Genomic DNA, 18,356 nt, shown 5'->3' with positions numbered 1-18,356 from the left:
CATGAAATCATAGTCAGTATAAAGCAACGGGATTACCCGTTGCTCTTTAGTATCTTATGGTCATATTCTAAAATCAGAGCTGAGTGTATTGAAAGCCTAGAACAATACTTATATAATTAGAAAATATGTTTTTTTCCCAAGGAGCGAACGATGAAAGAATTTCTATTGAATTTAAGTCGAAAAAAGTTTGTACGTAATGTTTTTATAATGGCCACTGGAACGGCCGCTGCCCAAGGGGTTATGATGTTATTTTCACCATTTATCACTCGACTCTATGGTCCAGAAATTTTTGGAGTTCAAGGAGTTTTTATGTCAATAGCAGGCATCTTTGCTCCAATAGCAGCGTTAGCTTATCCAATTGCTATTGTCTTACCAAGAAAAAGGGAGGATGCTAAAGGTTTAGCCAAACTCTCTCTATATATAACAGTAGTTATAACGTTATTAGTTGGATTGATTTTATTCTTATTTAATCAACCACTCGTTAAATGGTTGCAAATGGAGGAAATTACTAGCTACCTTTACCTAATTCCTATATTTATATTTTTCTCAGGGTTTCTTCAAGTAATTGAACAATGGTTAATTCGAGAAAATAAATTCAGCGTGTCTGCGAAGTCCACATTTTTGCACGCTCTACTATTACAAGGAAGTAAAGTAGGTGTAGGATTCTTTTATCCACTAGCTTCAGTTCTCGTGATTTTATCAACTGCTGGACAAGCATTAAAGGCAGTATTAATGATAGGTATGAGCAAGGATACGTGGAAACAAACTGATGATAATAAGAATAACCCTTCACTAAAAGTCTTAGCGAAAGAGCATAGAGACTTTCCCATATATAGAGCGCCACAAGTGTTTATAGATGGATTTTCTCAAAGTTTACCTGTTATATTGTTAGCTAGCTTTTTTGGACCGGCGGCTTCTGGTTTTTTCACAATTTGTAAAACCGTTCTAGCGATACCTACCAAACTAATTGGTAAAGCAGTAGGTGATGTTTTCTATCCTAGAATTACTGAGGCTGCTAATAATAAGGAACGATTAAGTGATTTAATAAAAAAAGCGACTTTAGCACTGGGTGGTATTGGAATTATTCCCTTTGGCCTAATTATCCTGTTAGGTCCTTGGCTTTTTGAATTAGTATTTGGTGCAGACTGGGAAAGAGCTGGCGAATATGCTAGATGGCTTGCATTATGGGGCTATTTCAAATTTATTAATCAACCTAGTGTGAAATCTTTAGCAGTGTTAGGCGTGCAATCTTTTCACTTAGGATATACAATTATTACCTTTGTAGTACGCATGGCAGCCCTAACAGTAGGTTATTATGTATTTAATAATGATCTTGTAGCCGTAGCTCTATTTGGAGTGACAGGGGCTATTTTAAACTTTTTATTAATATTTATAACACTTCGCATTAGTAAGAGATTCGATAGTCAATTCCCTTAAATTAAGGTACGTTAACAAAGCTCGATAGTCATTGATAAAGAAATAGGTGGTATGTAATGAGTGATTTCATTTATTCAAAAAAGCCGTTCACACCAGATGAACTTACAAAAAAAATCCATAAAATCTATGATGAAGACAGACCTCTAGTTTATGAATTTCACGGGAATTGGGGTTCTTTAGCTATTAGTCAAAACCTATACAATGGGTTTGAACCATATGAAACTGATGAACATATTACAATAGTACTGGGAGGTCCACTATTGTGTTTCAGGGATAATAGTTTTTTAGTAAATGACGATTCTAAATTTGAAGCTGTCCGCTCGATCTATAATCGTTGGCAAGAACAGCAAATAAAATGGGATGAAGACTTAAGTGGTCCTTATTCGGTTCTAATTATAGACAAGTCTACTTATGAAGTTCACTGTATTACGGATTTAATGTCATTTATACCAATTTATTATTTTAGCAGTGGAAGTAATATAATACTTTCATCACATGTAGATATGTTAGCTGACGCATCAAATGAACAAGCTAATCTTGATATTGTTTCTCAGGTGGATTTCATACTTCATGGATTTGTAACTTACCCTTATACAATGTTCAAGGGCATTAAACAAATTTCACCTGCTTCTATCCATTCCCTTTCGAACCATTCATTAACATTAGAATCAGAGCCATATTGGATACCAAAAGAAACGTATGAATACAGTAACCTTACACAAGCTGCACTAGATTTGCGAACTGCTTTAGAAAACTATGTACATTCCCTTACTAAAGATATGACACACATAGCTCAGTTTATTAGCGGAGGAGAAGATTCTCGAGCGTTATCAGCCCTTTTACCAGAAAACTCAAAACGGGATGCTTTTGTGTTTTTAGATTATATGAATAGAGAAGGAAAAGTAGCAAAAAAGGCAGCAGATGCATATGGAGCAAACTTTCACATTTCTACCCGAGAACAAAAGCACTACCTGAATATTCTCCCAGAAACCGAAAAGTTAGTAGGCAGTGGCTCTCAGTTTCATCACGTTCATACGTTCGGCTTTCATAAAAATTGTAAACTTACCGAATATCCTGCTGTATTCGGTGGCTTGTTTGCTGATGCACTGCTTAAAGGCTCACGTATCAAGAAAGTTAAGGGACCAAGACGCTTCCCTTTTTTACCACAAATTAAAAATAAAAAGTATTCAAATGCACAGAGTAAAAAGAATGATGTATTCAATAATGAGGTTCTAGCTGAAATAACTGCTAGAAGACGAACTCACTTAGATCGAGTGAAAAAATTTCGTAACCAGTCTGCTGAAGAGTGGTTTGAACTTTGGCCCAGTACGATGAATATGAATATACCCAACCTTCACGGGAATCGCCGACTTTTTCGTACTTATGAACCTTTTATGGCTAAAGAAGTGGTAAAAATAAGTGCATCTGTGCCTCAACATTGGAAGCTTAATCACAAATTGTTCCGGATCACAGCTAAACCTTGGCTATCAAAAACTAAATGGTTACTTCACGGGGAAGGTAGATTACCTTACTTTCCTTTTTATGCTAATTTCTTTGTACAGTTTACCGTCTGGCTAATGAGGGAAGCAGGAAAAAAAGCAAATATTATACAAGGCAATCAAGGACCTTGGGGCCAATGGAACGAAGTCATGAAAAGTGATGAATGGAAACAGAACGTTGAGAACTATGCAGATGGGTTGATCTCTTTGGAATCAGCCTTAAAAGAAAGTAATCCAAACTATTTATTTGAGGGAAATAAATTAAATAAATCCCAAAAAATTAACCTTATGCAAGTACTGTATAGTAATCATATAAATGGATATCATCGAATGGAGAAATAATCATCCACCCTGGTTTCCTTATATAAATCTAAGCAATTAAGTATGAGCCTATTGCAACTTCAACTGACCATGATAAACTGCTATAATAATTCAGATGCCAGAGTTTTTTCACTAATTTTGTTAACTGATTCTATTCAGGAATTAAAGGAATTTTCATAGTGTGTATCCTTATGATTTTGAAGGTGACGTTATAACGCAGGTGAAATTTAGATTTATTAAAACAACCTTTGAGTTTTGCTTTAAAGGTGAAACATCTACACTAAACTTAAATATTACTTTTTCTTAAGCTATCAGAAAAAGAAAGGACCAAATATGACTCAAAACTCTAATCAAGACTTAATCAGTGTTATTATCCCGACCCGAAATAGGTTAAATTTATTAAAAGTTGCTGTTACTAGTGTTCTCAACCAAACACATGAAAATTTAGAGCTTTTTATCATTGATGAAGCTTCAAATGACGGCACTGCTGATTATTTACAAAGCATTAAAGACCCAAGGGTGAATGTCATTGTTCATGAACAGCCTAAAGGTGGTAATGTTGCTCGAAACAATGGATTTATGCAATCAAAAGGTAAGTATATTGCTTTTTTAGATGACGATGATATATGGGCCAAAAGAAAATTAGAAATTCAGTGCAAAATGATGAATCAAAATTCGTCCATTGGAATAGTAAGTTGTAATAACTTCTACCTTGATGATAATGATGACCTTGTTGGGTATAAAAACAGAGGGAATGACGAATTATACGAAAGCCAGCAAGCCTTAGAAATGATGTTATTAGGTAATTTTATAGGTGGTGCTTCTTTTCCACTCATAAGAAGATCATATTTGGAAAAAGTAGGTGGTTTCCAAGAAGATCTAAAAAGCGCACAAGAAACAAACCTATTTTTAAGAATCATCAATTGTGAAACAGATGTATTCATTTGTAAGGAACCTTTACTCCTCTATCGAATTCATTCAAATAATAGGATCAGTGACAGTTATGGTCCAAAGCTTGAGGGTATTAGACAATTACACAGTTATATAGAACAAAACTTATTTTCAGAGGTAAATGAGCAAATGAAGAGCAAGGTGAAAGAGATCCATTTACAAAAAATAGCCGGAGTTTATATCCAAAACAAGAATTACAAAGGATATTTAAAAGAAAAGAAAGAGTTCATTAAACATAATAAGACGGGAACTCAGATTTCTAACAGGAATATTATGATCGCAGAGTGTAAAGCGCTTATCAGCAGCTCACTTTTAGGAAAAAAAGCAAAAAATATTATGCAATCATCCAAAAAAAGTAAGTTGAATGAAAAGTGGGATTATTATATTGAAAATGAATTTCCAAACCAGTTATCTTAAGGAATTCGTATATAGGTTATTTGGCGTAAATGTTATACGTTAAAGGGCAGTATTGTTGAATAAAGTATTATGATAATTGAATGATTCTCCTAGTAAAGTCGAGGAATGGGATCTGGGTATACGGTGAGTTTCTTCGCTTGGTTGCGGAGCCTCACCATGTCCACTTCACGTCTCCCTCATGTGGAGAGTACGAACCAATATTAGTGTCATAAAATCGCACTAACTCGATAGACTGGTGAGACATCGCAGAGCTTTAGCTCGAGTAGGGTTTCCGGTCTTAAAACTATGTCAAGGATGGTACATGTTAATGGCTGTAATCACACCCAATATTAAGTTATAAATCAGAAAAAATGCTCAAGCTTTTGAGGAGATTCCTCAAAAGCTTGAGCATTTTTTTACTACCTGAAATATTCAATAGGGCTTTTAAAGCTACTAATGAAGATATACGAATAGTTATGCACATTGACGAAGTTGTGCTTGTTGCGCTAACTTAGCAGGATTGTTGAAGACTCGATTTCGAGATGATTGTTTGGAGAAATCGAGCCGTTCTACCGTCCCTGTTAAAGCATGAGATATCTGATATAACGCCAATTGAAGCCTGATACAGATCAGGATGGCCATCACAGATTGAGCCATTAGATAAGTTAAAAATCGGGTGTGATAGCGTGTTTATATGAAGGGAGGAGATTACCTGTTGTGTATGCCTACCCATCCCCCATGCTCCGATGAAAAACAACGGAACCACGATTCTTTTATTGAATAATCTGAAGCTTTAAGCGATATGCAAGATCGCACCTTCCAGCACAATTCTCACTCGTAAGGAATGCTTTTCACTTGAAGCACCACATCTGATGCTTCCGTTCTCCTTACGAAAGCAAGAAGGTCCGGGAAATTGCGAGACTCCTGTGGGATGAACATGATCGGTGAGATCCCGCAAGGCGTAGCCTGAGGAAGCTCACCACATGCCCACGGAAAGCGAGTGATTTCCCGGACCTTCTAACGCCATCCTTTGTAACGGAAACCACCGTATAAATCAGGACAATGATTAACAAATGTTTTGTTATTAGAGAGGCTGCAATTCACTATAAAATGGGGATAATAATTTCCAGTAAAGTGTGTCAGTTATTTTAGCAGAAACTGTTTCATTTTAAATGACGGTTACAAAGAGTCCATTCCCTCAAATTCAACCGTACCATTCAACCTTAAATCACCCGAATTATGTATAAACGTTTGATTCTACTCCCCAGTAAAAACACACCCCAAACAAATAAAATATAATCGAGATTTTAATTAAGCTATAGAATTTAATACCTATTCATCGGAATTTTTTTCTTCTTCGCTTTTTTGTTTTTTCACTATTTTAGGTTTCTTTATTAAGTCAATAATTGGTCTTTTTCCTCGTGATACAACTCCTGTCATCTCAGCAAATAAATGAAGCATTAACAATAATACAAATGTGATAATTAAGGATATTCCAAAGGATGTTAACGAAAACATAATCGCTAAGAAACCAAACATCGCACTAAACGCATAAATAATGAGCACTGTCGCACGATGACTATATCCTTCCGCCAAAATTTGATAATGGATATGCTTATTATCTGGCATCATAATCTTCTGCTTGTTTATAATTCTTCTTAAAATAGAGAATAACGTATCAAATAAAGGAACAGCTAGTACAATAATCGGAATGATAAAGCTAAACAAAGTAACATTTTTAAATAGACCGACCATTGATATGACGGACATAGAGTAACCCAAGAATAATGATCCTGTATCACCCATATAAATTCGTGCCGGATAAAAATTGTGTACAAGGAACCCTAAATTACTGCCAATTAGAACAATGCATAAATAAACGATAGCAATTTGCGGTTCAATAGCTAGTGCCATGATCGCTATACTTATTAAAGAAATAGTGGTAACACCTGTAGCTAAACCGTCTAGGCCGTCAATTAAGTTAATCGCATTCGTAATACCAATAATCCAGAAGAAAGTGAAAATAATACTAACAGGATCACTCATTGGAATCATTCCAAGAAATGGTATTGTTATAATGTCAATTTTTAAACCGGATAATATAACAACAAATGTTGCTGAAATTTGGCCTGTGAGTTTGAGTATAGGGTTAATTTGATAACGATCATCTAATAATCCTGTTAAGACTATGATAAATGCGCCAATGCTGATGGGCATAAGATATTCAATATCAGGACGTATATAAAGCATTCCTGCAACGACACCGCCGAATATGGCAATTCCACCCATTCGAGGAGTCACAACTTTATGGATCTTTCTTTCTTCCGGATGATCCATCATTCTCCATTTTACCGCTAGCTTTATAACTGGAAAAACGAGCAAATAACTAACTATCATTGAGATCACTAATGCAATTATTATGTTGATGTATTCATTCATAAATATCCTCACTTGTTGTTAAAGTCATTGTATTACACAATCAGCCTTATTATATCATAATTCGAGCTTTGAACTTTAACAATACCATATTTTCCCCGTTTTTTTGACACTTTCTTTTTTAATATACTATAACCTTTCGAATGACATTTAATTTTCAAGACGGTTTTCTCATATATATGGAGCTAAGGGCTGTTGAAAAGGTATTGACGAACGCAAAAATCTTTACAATATAAGCACTTAAAAATCCTATCCAATAGGAGAATCATCATGATGGTTCCGTCTTTAGTATCAGTGAAAGGGGCTCTGGGGATCAATTTCATTTTTTCCGCAGTCTCATCGTTCCATGGTTAAAATGAACGGAACCGCTTATCAACGGTAATCACGCTAATTATCATTACATTTATGAATCAAATAAGCTACCGATATTTTAGCTTGATCCATGCCTATGAAAAGGGGATGGCTATTTATCAATTCAAGTCTGACGGAAAAGTTCGCACAAAGGGTCTATATGACATCCAGAACGTCAACAACTACCACCGCAGGCTTAAAGTGTGTATACAGGGATTTAATGGTGTGGCAACCAATTATCTTGCGTGGTTCCAAGTGTTAGAGAGCATCCATCTTCAACTAAATAAAGGGACAATGAATGAGATATGATAATAAAAGGATTTAATTCTAAGTATCGAAACATATGATACGCTTAGGTTATCTAAGTTTAGTGTATAAAGTTTTTTTCTTTTTATTCAACTAACCTAGCAGGATTGTTGAATACTCGACTCCGAGATGATAGGGGTTCGTTACCGTATAAGGGATAAGGGTGGCTTTGAAACAACTCGCTTTCCTGCGGGGGAACTGGCAAGCCTCCTCAGTCGTTGGCACTCCCTGTGGGGTCTTACCTAGCTCCTTCTCCCGCGGGAGTCTCGTCGTTTCAAAGCCACCCCATTCGACATGGAAATGAACGAACCCTCGGCATAGGAGAATGCGACTTTCCTATGCTATAGAATAAAGCTCATCTAACACGATGCTCACGCATGAGGCGTTCTGTTCGCATGAAGTAGCTTATCCGATGTTTCCGTTCTCCTTACGAAAGCAAGAAGGTCCGGGAAATTGCGAGACTCCTGTGGGATGAACATGATCGGTGAGATCCCGCAAGGCGTAGCCTGAGGAAGCTCACCACATGCCCACGGAAAGCGAGTGATTTCCCGGACCTTCAAACGCCATCCTTTGTAACGGAAACCACCGGAATGTCTCGAAGCTGTCTTCCACATAAGGTCAGAAGGGTTGAAGACTCAATTCCGAGATGATTATGTGGAGAAAGAGACGGTGGGGAAGGAGTTGCTTGCCGTATGTTGCTATCGAAATCGTGCTGTTCTACCGTTACTGTTAAAGTATGAGGTATCTGTTATATCTATTGAGCCACTTAGATAAGTGTTAAAAAATGGGGATGATGATCTATTTAATAAAGCCCGCCTATAAACAGGCCTTGACATAAAGCCACTGTTGTAATAATTTCAGTCCATAAACAGTAGCTAGGAGCTTCTTTGCGTGTATGCCTACCCTCACCACCTCTCCTTGTAAAGACCGTTTCCAAATTACATTACAGGTCATTTTGATGTACTAAGTGGATCATTTCAATGGCAATAATTACACAGCCCCACGATTTTCACGTATAAGGCTTCTGCTCACGTGAAGATGTTTCCGTTCTCCTCACGAAAGCAAGAAGGTCTGGGAAATTGCGAGACTCCTGTGGGATGAACATGATCGGTGAGATCCCGCAAGGCGTAGCCTGAGGAAGCTCACCACATGCCCACGGAAAGCGAGTGATTCCCCGGACCTTCAAGCGCCATCCTTGGTAACGGAAACCACCGGAATGTCTCGAATTTGAGTCTTCCACAATCTGGGGCTTTAGTTGAAGAAGAAATTAAATAAAGGACCACACATATTATACATAAGCGTGCCGTAGAGGCTCCGCAGTGAGGAGACGAACGAGGAGGCTTGCAGGTTTGTCCGCGGAAAGCGAGCTAAGATTCCAAGCCAATCATCAGACAAGAAAACAAATTAAAAACGCTTGGATTAAAATACAATCCAAGCGTTTTTGGTTGTGCAAATTTTACTATTGTTTACTTCTTAAATAACTTGATTCAGTTGTTCATTGACAGACTGTTTAACAGACTCAAGCAAGCTTAAACTTTCCTCACTAGATCCTGTCTTCACTCCATAATAAAACTTAATTTTCGGCTCTGTGCCTGAAGGACGAAGGCAGAACCAGCTATCATTTTCCAAAATGAACTTCACTACATTGGCCTTTGGTAAATCGATGGTTTCTTTCGTTCCCTTGTCGGTTAAACGCTCAGATGTTGCATAATCTTCTACAGCGATAACGTTAAGTCCGCCCGCTTGTTTTAACGGATTTTTTCTAAAGTTATCCATGATATTCTCGATTTTCTCTGTTCCTGTTTTTCCTTCCATGGTTAAAGACTGAAGATCTTCCAAGAAATAGCCATGTTTTTCATACAATTCGTCAAGGGCTTCTAGCAATGTTTTACCCTTCTTCTTCCAATAGGCAGCGACTTCTGCTGATAGTACGGTGGCTTGTACTGCATCTTTATCACGGGCGAAATCTTTTACGAGATAACCATAGCTTTCTTCATAGCCAAATAAGAAAGTATGCTCTCCAGACTGTTCATATTGTTGAATTTTTTCACCGATGAATTTAAATCCTGTTAAAGTATCGAGACTGCTGACACCATAATGGTTAGCGATTACTCGACCGAATTCTGAAGTAACGATTGTCTTAATGACAATGCCATTGGCAGGGACGTCGCTTGACTGAGATAACAAGTAATCGAGCAATAAAGCTCCTGTTTGATTTCCTGTTAGTACTTGATATTCTCCAGAATCATTAGGAACGGCTACACCTAAGCGATCAGCATCAGGATCTGTTGCAATTAATACATCGGCCCCTCGTTCTTTTCCTTCTTTAATTGCCAATTCGAACGCTTGATGTTCTTCAGGATTGGGAGAAGCAACGGTTGAGAATTCCGGATCTGGCTTAGCTTGCTCCTGCACGGTATGTACATTTGTCATCCCCATTTGCTGCAGTCCTTTTTCAACGAGCATTTGGGCTGTACCATGTAAAGGAGTAAAAACAATGCTTAAGTCGTCTCCTGCTTGGGCAACATCAGAATTGACGTTCACTGTTTTTAATGCCTCAAGATAAGCGTTGTCTACTTCTTCATCAATCCACTCTAACAGACCATTTTCTTCTAACTCCGTTTGTTCAGCTACTTTAACTTCTAGTTCATTTTCCACCTGATTGACCATATCAATGACCGTAGTCGCTTCTTCTGGAGGAAGCTGTCCACCATCGGAATTGTAAGCTTTAAATCCATTGTATTCTGGAGGGTTATGACTAGCTGTAACCACTACCCCAGCTGCTGCATTTAAATGTCGAACAGCAAATGATAATTCCGGTGTAGGCCTTAACGCGGAGAAGACGTAGGTTTTAATATTATTACGGCCCAGTACTTTCGCGGTTTCTATAGAGAACTCTTTAGACATATACCTAGAATCAAAAGCTACGACTACGCCTCGTTCTTCACCATTTTGGCTCTTCACATAGGCAGCAAGACCTTCAGCTGCACGACGGATGGTATAGATGTTCATACGATTTGTGCCTGGTCCAAGCTTCCCACGCATTCCTCCTGTACCAAACTCAAGATATTTGTAATAAGCATCTTCTAAAGATTGTTCATCTTGCTGAAGTTGGTCCAGTTCGGATCTTAACTTACGATCCAAGGAGGTAAATGTGTTCCAGCGTTCATACTCTTGATTCCACGTCATATCATCAATCCTTTTCAAGTTATTTACTATGTATTGTCATAAATTATAACACATGAAGGCGTTTACTTGGGGGATTCTACTAAAATATTACAAGCTTTTCATCTGCAAAAATAGACAAAAATCGCCAACAAAAAAAGGACAGAATACTGTCCTTTGTATTACTTATGTTTGAAGTTGTTGAATCATTCGATTAATTACGTCTTCTGAAGATAGTAGCTCCGCATTTTCCGTTTGCTTAATAATGCTCTGCAAGATTTCTTTTAACTCTTCAGCTCTAGTCATTGCACACACCTTTTCTTTCTATTATTATAACCCTCTATTCCTCACTCATTCGATTGTAAACGTGTTTTTTCGTCGGTATCTCTTAAAGAAAAGGACTAATCCTACTCCTAATAGTCCACCAACAGCATCTAAGATAACGTCACCTGCATAAGGCGTGCGGTTAGGTGTAATTCCTTGGTGAAGCTCATCAAATATGGCATAGATTACCGTCAGAACCCAGGCTAACCATAATGCTCGGTTCGTTTTGTTTAAGGTGTAATATAGTGCCCCATAGAATAACAAGGTTAATACGAGGAACACACCAACGTGAGCTCCCTTTCTTAAAAAGAACTCTATTAAGCCTTCAACCCCGTGGGTAGCAATACTAACTGGGCTTTGGTTATAGGTGAACGAAACCCAGTCTAAATAAGGAGATAACCAAGATAAATCTAACCACTTTCCTAACAATGGCTGAACGTTTTGTTCTTCATAAGGGGTTGATGATGAATAAAATATAATTCCCATCCATGCAAATGCCGGGAGCCAATACATAATTTTTTTCATAGTAATCCTCACATCTATAAAACTATGTATATAGTAACATATTCTGTCAAATGAATGCATTATTCTCATTAAAACCGAAAGCAGCCCACTTATTAATAAGGCTCTGTGAAAGTTTAGTGTTGATATTACACAGAAAAACTTCCAATTTCATGGAGGTTCCCTTTTGTATATTGGGCTTATTTAACTAACGCCCCAGATTGTGTAATAAGGGGGTAATTGTTGATGGGGAGGAAATTAGCTCGCTTTCCGCGGACGAACCCTCGAGCCTCCTCGCTACGCTGCGGGGTCTCTCACGATCGTTTTTCCGCCGGAGTCTCGCCAATTTCCTCCCCATCAACGCCAAACGAGATGATGTCCACAATCGCTTACTTTCTAGTGAAAAAGGCTTTAAACAAAGCAAAAAACAAGGGAGCCACCTACGAATATCTAGGTTATTCCTTTGTTTTTTGCTATATTTTGATTGATTTGGTTCTTATTCTCTTAAATGATCAGTTTTTCAGTGGCCTCCTAAAGCACTTAGGGGTCTCACCAGTATATCGTTTTTCCAAGATTCTCACCGTTTCCCATCTCTCATTACTATAAAGAGTGGAACAGAACCATTTTATGAAAATCGTTTCATGTATGAATAGTGTCATGAATAGCCCCCGTACGATTGACCTGTACTAACAAGGCTGGATCCTGTGATGGCACTATTCACTGGTCTGTATCAGGCTGCAATTGGTGTTATAACAGATATCTCATACTTTAATCGATGGAAATATACGGAAAATGACGGTGGGGAGGTGAGACGCATTCTCCTATGCCGGGGGTTCGTTCATTTCCATGTCGAATGGGGTGGCTTTGAAACGACGAGACTCCCGCGGGAGAAGGAGCTAGGCAAGACCCCACAGGGAGTGTTAACGACCGAGGAGGCTTGCCCGTTCCCCCGCAGGAAAGCGAGTTGTTTCAAAGCCACCCCTATCCCTTATCCGGTAACGAACCTCCATCATCTCGGGGTTGAGTCTTCAACAATACGATCCGTTTCTTTAAGACTGAGTTTGTTGACGATGATGTAGTGAGAGGATCTATTAAATATTCTGGTAAAAGGTGCTTTTCCGAGTCGAATATCAACAATCAACTTTAACAGAGCCATAATAAAGTGGGCCTATTCCTGACTATTTGATATCGTCGATTGTTGTTTTTGGCGAAACTCCTTAGGACTAAATCCCTCATTTTTTTTAAATACCCTCGTAAAATAACTTTGGCTATTGTAGCCTAGCAAAATACTAATTTCCATTAATGTATACTGGGTATTGCTTAATAGTGCTTTAGCTTCCTTTATCCTTTTATTATTGATATATTTCGTTATTGAAATCCCCATATTTTGATTGAAAACACTTGATAAATAATTCGGGTTTACCTTTAATTCATCGGCAATCACTTTTAAATTAATATCTTCTGTTATGTTTTGATAAATATAATTCTGCGCACGATTGACTAGAGGGGAGACTCTGCTCTCACCGGTTTTCTGCTTCATTACATTTACGTAGGCTTGGACAATCGTCAACTCCAAATTAGCTAATTCAGTAAGGTCCTCTTTCGTTTCAAGAAAATTGATATAAAAATCATGCAAGGAGAACACGTCCCCTTTTACTACTCCCTCTTCAATAGCAATTCTAGTTAATTTGGAAACTAAAGTGATAATGTTATTTTTTGCTGACCGAAGTTCGTCACCATTCCCTAACGGAAAAAGAGAAGATCGTCGCAGTTTTTGATACTCATTTAATGCTCTATTATCCCCTTGTTTGAAGAATCCGTTAAACTTTTCATTTAGTTCAAGAAGATGACGAGAAAACTTCGAATTTAAATGGTTACTTTTAAATTCTTGATATTCTTGCATCTCTTTTGTAGGAATCTGACCAATAGAATATCCTTCTGATCTTTTTGGTAATAAATTGATAAGCAGACGTTCCATTGATTCTAATTCATTTTTGTTAACTATAGGTAATGTTTCAAAATACTGGATCGTTTCTTCTTCATAAGAAAAGTCCAGTCCGTGAAGCACAAGTAGTTTACGTACTTGCAACTTTCCTACTTCATGGGTTAGAAAAGGACCAATACCTATATAAGTTAATTGACCTGTTTTATCTTGTATAGGATAGAAAAAGAACGATTGGTAATACACACCCTCATTTAATTGAAGTTGAAAAGGGTATCGTTTACTATCCCGTAAACATTGGTAAAACTTTGGTCTGAAAATCTCAGGTGGACGTTGAAAATGATCTGGAAAATAGCGAATCATTTTTTCATTATGATTAAAGACTAGAATTGGGGTCTTAAATGAATCCGAACAATCTTTTAGTAACCTAAATAAATCGAAATGACTAGTTTCCATACATATCCCCCTCTCTATTTACTATAAATGATTTGTAAAAAAATAACACCAGCATAATATGCTGATGTGTAAGAAATCGACGGTTAGTTTTTAACTTTTTCTATAAATTCCTTTACTTCTTCTACAGATAAACCCATGTCTCTAGCTTCTTCGATCAGTTTAATCCATCCTACGTCTAGTGACTTCAAGTCAGGTAACATATTCATCATGGGTGAACCTCCCCGAATAATATCTAGATAACTTCTACTTTTTTAAGTATGTAAGTTATCCGTTAGCACCTATCCCTATATTACTAAGCCTATTATACCGTCTATGATAATAATAGTTTTGTATAAAATTCAGTTTTTTTGAACATTTATTTTATAATCTTCAGTTTTTTTATGAAAATATTGTAAAATAAAATCGAATCTAGATGGATACAAATAAGAGCGCTAAACGACAAGCTCGTTAAGCACTCTTTATATTAAGACATTCGTTCCCATGGAATACTAGAATCTTCAATATATTTAAATACCCTGGTTCCAACCTTTAAATTGTATCCCTCACAATCAAATCGATGGATATGTTTTTGAATATACTTCTCCTCATCGCCTTGTATCGTATAAAAGATAACTACGGGATGATGTAATGAATCATAGAAGAAAATAGGATTTAAACTTTTCCTGCTTGGCTCAAAAGGCCACATACCGACAATTTCTAAATTCTTAATGAAGGAATCGTCCAATATTCTTTCATAGCTCCAACTGTCTTGATTAGATTTATCATATTTGAATAATTCATAATAACAAACAGTTGCCTGCAAATACGATAATGGAGACTCGTCCCCACGGACACCAGCCATTGGTTCATCCTTTTGAAAAGTTTCCTTATTCTGAGCACAGACTACGCCTGCCTCACTTTTAATCGTACAAGATGACTTGACCATGAGCTGGGAGAATTGCTGAATGACTGACCGCAAGTTACATGTCACCTCATCAAAAACTAGTATTGGAGGAGGGGATGAACATTGATAATTTGGCTGTGCTGCCAATCGCGTGAATGAAACCTTACCCATCATACAAACCTTCACCTCTTTTCTACTTGTAGGAATTGACGAATCTTTTCTTTTTCAAATCCCAGGTGTTTTGCTGTTTTTATTAAGCGTACCCATTCTTTATCAAGTTGGTCGTTACGTGCTGAGTCTTTCACCTTGATCACTCCACTTCCTCGCTTGTTTATTTAGCTTGGTGCTGTTGATCATTGGTGCGGGACAGCAAATCTTCTAGAGGTACATCAAGAGTAACGGCTAATTTTCTCATTACAATTAGTGACGGGTTCTTTTGTACTTCTCGTTCGATATTACTAATGTAAGATTTAGACACGCCAGACTTATTTGCAAATTGATTTACTGATAATCCTTTTCCTAATCGTAATATGCGAATGCGTTCACCTATGCTGGACATATTCATCCCTCTTTTCTATAAGAGCATTTTTTTTGGATATTGTTCGTTCTCAATAAAGAATATGCAATTTTAGTATACCGAATAAGTTTAGAAATTAAAAGGACTATTTTCTTTATTAAGAACAAATACCTAAGAACTTCTTAGCAAGTAGAGGTCAGTAGATAAATGATCGGAATAGATCTGGTTCCGTTTTTCGAATCAGTGAAAGGGGATCTGGGGAACGATTCGCTTTCCGTGGACGAAGGTTAAGCCTCCTCGTATCCTGTTTTTATCGTTTATCAACGGTAATCACGCTAGAACCACCGATTAGCACTACAAATTTATGAATCACATAAGCTACCGATATATTAGCTTGATCGATGCCTATGAAGGGGATGGCTATTTATCAATTCAAGTCTGACGGAAAGTTCGCACAAAGGGTCTATATCACATATAAAGTTTATTTCTTTAATCAACTAAACTAGCAGGATTGTTGAAGACTCCGATATGATTGTGTGGAGAAAGGGGCGGTGGGGAAGGAGTCGCTTTCCGTGGGCGTGCGCTGAGCCTCCTCAGGCTTGCGCCTTCCGGGGTCTCATCTAACCCGCGTATCCCACTGGAGTCTTCCCCTTCCCCACCGCCCTTTTGCCGTATGTTTCTATCGGAATCATACCGTTCTACGTTTTTGCTAAAGTATGAGGGATCTGTTATATCTATCGGGCCACTTAGATAAATTGTTAAAAAACGGGGATGATGGTCTATTTAGCCTATTAAGGGCCTTGACATAAAGCCACTGTGGTAATAATTTCAGTCCATAAACAGCAGCTAGGAACTTCCCTGCGTGTATGCCTACCATCACCACCTCTCCTTGTAAAGACCGGTTCCAAATTACATCACAGGTCACTTTGATGTCCTAAGTGGCAATAATTACACAGCACTACGATTTTCACGTATGAGGCTTCTGCTCACGTGAAGATGTTTCCGTTCTCCTTACGAAAGCAAGAAGGTCCGGGAAATTGCGAGACTCCCTGTGGGATGAACATGATCGGTGAGATCCCGTAAGGCTTAGCCTGAGGAAGCTCACCACATGCCCACGGAAAGCGAGTGATTTCCCGGACCTTCTAACGCCATCCTTTGTAACGGAAACCACCGGAATGTCTCGAAGCTGTCTTCCACATAAGGGCAGAAGTGGATCATTTCAATGGCAATATTCACACAGCACCCCCGACTTTCATAAAAAAGCGTTCCGTTCCACTCTTCATAGGGGGATGGGAAACCTCGAGACTCCTGCGGGAAAGGATAGACTGGCAAGACCCCGCAGAGCTTTAGGAGGCTTGCCGTCTTCCCCGCGGAAAGCGAGTGGTTTCCCATTCCCCATGCTCCGATAAAAAGCAACGGAACCGCCATTCTTTTATTAAACAATCCGAGCCGTTTGTGAAGAAGAAATTAAATAAAGGACCACACATATTAGACATATCTAAAATGTGTGGTCCTTTATTTATCAACTATTTAACCTATCTAACCTAATTATAAATTATTTTTGGAAGTTCTATTTTTTCTATAAATATCAACAACGATTATAAAAAATCTTCTTTTAAAATACCCGCCAGTTTTGTAAACGCTTTCTTATCATTACGATCAATAGCCTTATCTATAAGTCTAAGCAGGTTTTCTTTTTCAAGCTCTGTTACAACTTCTTCAACTTCTATATTAGTTTTTTCAACAATCCATTCCACTTTTTCTGCCTCATATGGAGAAGTAATGGAATGAAGATGCGTGAGAAATTCAGGCAAGTTCAATAAATCAGCTACAGAAACATAAACAATCCGTTTACCACGCTGAAATACAAAAATATCCAAAACATTATGAACGCGCTTACTTTTTCGATCAATAATAATTTCACGAGACTCCATAGGAATAAACTGATACAGTTCTTCATCGATCAATAAGGAAAAGTACTGGTAGGCGAGAACAACTCGGATAAAACGTTTATCTTCTTTAACATAATACGGTTTTAACATTTTTATATTTAGCATAGGCCCACCCCTCTAATCAGAATTTTCAGTATTTAACTCTATTATCCATCATTTGTCTAAAAAAATAAAGTGAAACTTCTATTCGTGGAGCTATACGGATAGTTAGTTGAACGAATCGGGCTTTTACGGGCAGTTGCCTTCCATCTTCTTTCTGCTTTTACCTCTTAATACCTTATGATTGGCTTACTGACCGTTAATGCGGGGAAAAGTAAAACTTCTATCAGTGGGTTTTTATGGAGAATGGCCGACCAAAACAAAAGCCGTCGATAAAAAACTTAAATAGTTCGGTTTTGGAGTACAAAAACATATGTAGAGGGAAAAATAGCAACAGAATTATCGAACCAATTAACATACTAAATAACATTACAATTGGTAAAGAAAAACGCTTGGACATTTTCCGTTATGGTTGAAAGCGTTTGGAGGTCCGGGAAATCACTCGCTTTCCATGGGCATGTGGCGAGCTTCCTCGGGCTATCGCCCTGCGGGATCTCACCGATCATGTTCATCCCATAGGAGTCTCGCGATTTCCCGGACCTCCTTGCCATTGTGAGGCAGACGGAAACCTCAGTAATGGGTTCTTCAAATTGTAGGCTATTCATAGATGGGAGTGGGTGGCTAGGAAACGGGGAGATTCCCAAGCCACCGCTTCGACATGTGAGAAACGAATCCCTTTCCCAGAAGGACTATCTTCCACTATCCGTGTTCTATTGCAATGAACCTCTCTATATCAAGGATTTTAATAGGACCGATCGCTATCAAGATTTGCATGCAAACTTAGGAATGGCTGCCTTTTCTTGAAGGGGTATCGAGACAC

At 37.9% G+C, this 18,356-nt stretch carries 12 protein-coding genes and 1 pseudogene; 4 read left to right on the top strand and 9 right to left on the bottom strand.

The window, feature by feature from the left end:
- Positions 1 to 150: 150 nt before the first annotated feature.
- From ACFQIC_RS14205 to ACFQIC_RS14195, 3 genes are all read left to right on the top strand, one after another.
- The gene (locus tag ACFQIC_RS14205; RefSeq protein ID WP_204708921.1) at positions 151 to 1,437 is read left to right on the top strand and encodes a lipopolysaccharide biosynthesis protein; all 1,287 of its coding nucleotides are present in this window, start codon (positions 151 to 153) and stop codon (positions 1,435 to 1,437) included.
- Positions 1,438 to 1,493: 56 nt separating this feature from the next.
- Positions 1,494 to 3,278: an asparagine synthase-related protein gene (locus ACFQIC_RS14200; protein ID WP_204708922.1), complete on the top strand. Its 1,785-nt coding sequence runs from the start codon at positions 1,494 to 1,496 to the stop codon at positions 3,276 to 3,278.
- Between the two features lie 312 nt (positions 3,279 to 3,590).
- Positions 3,591 to 4,625, top strand: coding sequence for a glycosyltransferase family 2 protein (locus ACFQIC_RS14195; RefSeq protein WP_204708923.1), 1,035 nt, complete (start codon positions 3,591 to 3,593; stop codon positions 4,623 to 4,625).
- 1,311 nt (positions 4,626 to 5,936) lie between these two features.
- On the opposite strand, the gene ACFQIC_RS14190 is transcribed toward ACFQIC_RS14195, so the two are convergent.
- Complete coding sequence (locus ACFQIC_RS14190) at positions 5,937 to 7,043, bottom strand: glycosyltransferase family 4 protein (RefSeq protein ID WP_204708924.1); 1,107 nt, start codon at positions 7,041 to 7,043, stop codon at positions 5,937 to 5,939.
- A gap of 438 nt (positions 7,044 to 7,481) precedes the next feature.
- Here ACFQIC_RS14190 and ACFQIC_RS14185 point away from each other — a divergent pair.
- Positions 7,482 to 7,769, top strand: a pseudogene (locus ACFQIC_RS14185) (IS1595 family transposase); the annotation flags it as partial.
- 1,401 nt (positions 7,770 to 9,170) lie between these two features.
- Here ACFQIC_RS14185 and ACFQIC_RS14180 read toward each other — a convergent pair.
- From ACFQIC_RS14180 to ACFQIC_RS14145, 8 genes are all read right to left on the bottom strand, one after another.
- On the bottom strand, positions 9,171 to 10,886 hold the full coding sequence (locus ACFQIC_RS14180; RefSeq protein WP_204708925.1) for a phospho-sugar mutase: 1,716 nt from the start codon (positions 10,884 to 10,886) through the stop codon (positions 9,171 to 9,173).
- Between the two features lie 327 nt (positions 10,887 to 11,213).
- Positions 11,214 to 11,711 (bottom strand): VanZ family protein, encoded by a 498-nt coding sequence (locus ACFQIC_RS14175; RefSeq protein WP_204708926.1) that lies wholly within the window; start codon positions 11,709 to 11,711, stop codon positions 11,214 to 11,216.
- A 1,144-nt stretch (positions 11,712 to 12,855) separates the two neighbouring features.
- Positions 12,856 to 14,085 (bottom strand): helix-turn-helix domain-containing protein, encoded by a 1,230-nt coding sequence (locus tag ACFQIC_RS14170; protein ID WP_204708927.1) that lies wholly within the window; start codon positions 14,083 to 14,085, stop codon positions 12,856 to 12,858.
- Positions 14,086 to 14,168: 83 nt separating this feature from the next.
- Positions 14,169 to 14,294, bottom strand: coding sequence for an anti-repressor SinI family protein (locus ACFQIC_RS14165; RefSeq protein ID WP_390217267.1), 126 nt, complete (start codon positions 14,292 to 14,294; stop codon positions 14,169 to 14,171).
- A 254-nt stretch (positions 14,295 to 14,548) separates the two neighbouring features.
- Complete coding sequence (locus ACFQIC_RS14160) at positions 14,549 to 15,043, bottom strand: hypothetical protein (RefSeq protein WP_204708928.1); 495 nt, start codon at positions 15,041 to 15,043, stop codon at positions 14,549 to 14,551.
- Positions 15,044 to 15,150: 107 nt separating this feature from the next.
- Positions 15,151 to 15,273 (bottom strand): anti-repressor SinI family protein, encoded by a 123-nt coding sequence (locus tag ACFQIC_RS14155; protein ID WP_204708929.1) that lies wholly within the window; start codon positions 15,271 to 15,273, stop codon positions 15,151 to 15,153.
- A gap of 26 nt (positions 15,274 to 15,299) precedes the next feature.
- A complete protein-coding gene (locus ACFQIC_RS14150) occupies positions 15,300 to 15,527 on the bottom strand; it encodes a helix-turn-helix domain-containing protein (RefSeq protein WP_204708930.1) in 228 nt (75 codons plus the stop codon).
- A 1,556-nt stretch (positions 15,528 to 17,083) separates the two neighbouring features.
- Positions 17,084 to 17,542: an IDEAL domain-containing protein gene (locus ACFQIC_RS14145; RefSeq protein WP_204708931.1), complete on the bottom strand. Its 459-nt coding sequence runs from the start codon at positions 17,540 to 17,542 to the stop codon at positions 17,084 to 17,086.
- Between the last annotated feature and the right edge of the window lie 814 nt (positions 17,543 to 18,356).

Origin of the sequence: Halobacillus seohaensis, from assembly GCF_042663045.1 — a bacterium.
Lineage (GTDB): Bacteria > Bacillota > Bacilli > Bacillales > Halobacillaceae > Halobacillus_A > Halobacillus_A seohaensis.
The sequence above is the reverse complement of the archived record's forward strand: the minus strand, read 5'-3'. Positions and strand labels throughout refer to the sequence as shown.